This window comes from Agrobacterium sp. (assembly GCF_059499945.1).
The window spans coordinates 1-2,583 of record NZ_JCABZP010000008.1; the positions used below are offsets into that span (position 1 = coordinate 1).

At 63.6% G+C, this 2,583-nt stretch carries 1 protein-coding gene; it reads left to right on the plus strand.

The window, feature by feature from the left end:
• Positions 1-2,553 (plus strand): Tn3 family transposase (locus AC5I5B_RS05990; RefSeq protein ID WP_427736713.1); only part of this gene is annotated, 2,553 nt, incomplete at its 5' end.
• Between the last annotated feature and the right edge of the window lie 30 nt (positions 2,554-2,583).

The following is a 2,583-nucleotide window of genomic DNA, read 5'->3' on the forward strand; positions in this document are numbered from 1 at the left end:
CGCTCCTTTTCGGGGCGGGGCGCACGGGATTTGCGCGAATGGATCGCTCGGGAAGCCGAGGCGGCGACATCGAATGAGGATCTTGCCCGTCGCTTCGTTGCGGAGTGTCGCCGCACCCGCACGATCCTTCCCGGCTCCTCGACGATCGAGCGCCTTTGCGCCGATGCGCTGGTTGAGGCCGAGCGCCGGATCGAGGATCTTATCGCCCATCGCATCACGCCAACCCTGAGCGAGAATTTGGCTCACCTGTTGGAGGATACGGTGGATGGTCGCGTCACGCGCTTCGTATGGCTGCGACAGTTCGAGGTTGGCGCAAATTCAGCAGCCGCTAACCGGCTGATGGATCGACTGGAATATCTTCAAAGGTTCGATCTTCCGGCGGATTTGCTGGACGGCGTGCCGGCGCATCGTGTGACCCGGCTTCGCCGGCAGGGCGAGCGCTATTACGCCGACGGCATGCGTGATCTGCCCGAAGACAGGCGGCTTGCGATCCTCGCTGTCTGCACCCTGGAATGGCGGTCATCGCTGGCCGATGTCATCGTGGAGACCCACGATCGCATCGTAGGCCGTCTCTATCGGGCCTCCGAACGCCTTTGCAACACCAGGATCGCCGACGAAAAGGCGGCCGTTCGGGACACGCTGAAGTCCTTTGCCGAAATCGGTGGTGCTTTGCTTGGAGCGCAGGACGATGGCACGGCCCTGGACGGGATAATCGCCACCGGGCCTGGCTGGGAACGGTTCAGAACCCTTGTCGCCACGGCCTCCGCGCTGACCAACGTGCTCGCGGCCGACCCGCTCAGCCGTGTGCTGGACGGCTATCACCGTTTCCGCCTCTACGCGCCCAGGATGCTGCGCCTGCTCGACATGCAGGCGGCGCCGATCGCCACGCCTCTTCTGGCGGCCGTTGCGATGCTGCGTAACGGGATCAAGGTCGATCCGCCGGTGGATTTTCTACGTCCCAACTCGAAATGGCATCGTCATCTTCGCGCTGAGCCCAGCGGCGACCACCGGCTTTGGGAAATCGCGGTGCTGTTCCACATCCGCGACGCCTTCCGGTCCGGTGACATATGGTTGGCGGGATCGCGCCGCTATGGCGACCTCAAGCAGCTTCTGGTCCCGCCACAGGCGATAGAGCAGACCGCGCGGCTCGCCGTGCCGCTGCGGCCCGGCGAATGGCTGGCCGAGCGCAGGGCTCGACTGGATACACGGCTGAAGGAGTTTGGCCGCGCGGCGCGAACCGGCACGATCCCAGGCGGCATCATCGAGAACGGCAAGCTGCACATCGACAAGCTGAGGGCCGACACGCCCGAAGGGGCCGAGGATCTCGTGCTCGATCTCTATCAACAGCTCCCGCCCGCGAGGATCACCGATCTGTTGCTGGAAGTCGATGAGCGAACCGGATTTTCCGAGGCGTTCACGCATCTGCGCACCGGCGCGCCCTGCAGCGACCGGATCGGCCTGATGAACGTGTTGCTGGCGGAAGGCGTCAATCTCGGTTTGCGCAAGATGGCGGCGGCGACCAACACGCACAGCTTCTGGGAATTGCTGCGGATCGCGCGCTGGCATGTCGAAGGCAGCGCCTATGATCGGGCGCTCGCCATGATCGTGGAGGCCCACGCCGCCCTGCCCATGGCCGCCTTCTGGGGACAAGGGCAATCGGCATCCAGCGACGGGCAGTTCTTCCTTGCTACCGAGCAGGGCGAGGCGATGAATCTGATCAACGCGAAATATGGCAACGTCCCGGGCCTCAAGGGATACAGCCATGTGTCCGATCAATATGCGCCGTTCGCAACCCAGGTGATCCCGGCAACGGTCAGCGAGACTCCCTATATCCTGGACGGGCTGCTCATGAATGACGCGGGCCGCCGCGTTCGCCAGCATTTTGCCGACACGGGCGGCTTCACCGATCATGTGTTCGCCGCCTGCGCCTTGCTCGGCTACAGGTTCGCCCCCCGTATCCGCGATCTCCCTCAGAAAAGACTCTATGCCTTCACGCCCAACGCGACGCCGGCCAATGTGCGAGCGCTGGTCGGAGGTAAGATCAATGAACCGCTCATCGAGCGCAACTGGCCCGACATCCTGCGCATCATGGCGACGATCGCAGCGGGGATCGTCGCCCCCAGCCAGATTCTTCGCAAGCTCGCCTCTTACCCGCGCCAGAATGAGCTGGCCCTCGCATTGCGAGAGGTGGGCCGCATCGAGCGAACCCTGTTCATGATCGACTGGATTCTTGATGCCGGCCTCCAGCGCCAGGCTCAGATCGGCCTCAACAAGGGTGAGGCCCACCACGCCCTAAAGCGCGCCATCAGCTTCCACCGCCGAGGTGAAATCCGGGATCGATCCGGCGAAGGCCAGCACTATCGCATCGCCGGAATGAACCTGCTCGCCGCCATCATCATATTCTGGAACACCATGAAGCTCGGCGAGGTCGTCAATACCCGGGCCGCCAGCGGTACCCATATCGCGCCTGATCTACTCGCCCACGTCTCGCCGTTGGGATGGGAACACATCAATCTAACCGGGGAATATCGCTGGCCCAAATCCTTAGCGTAGGATTCCGCCCCCTCCCGCAAACGCCCCCTA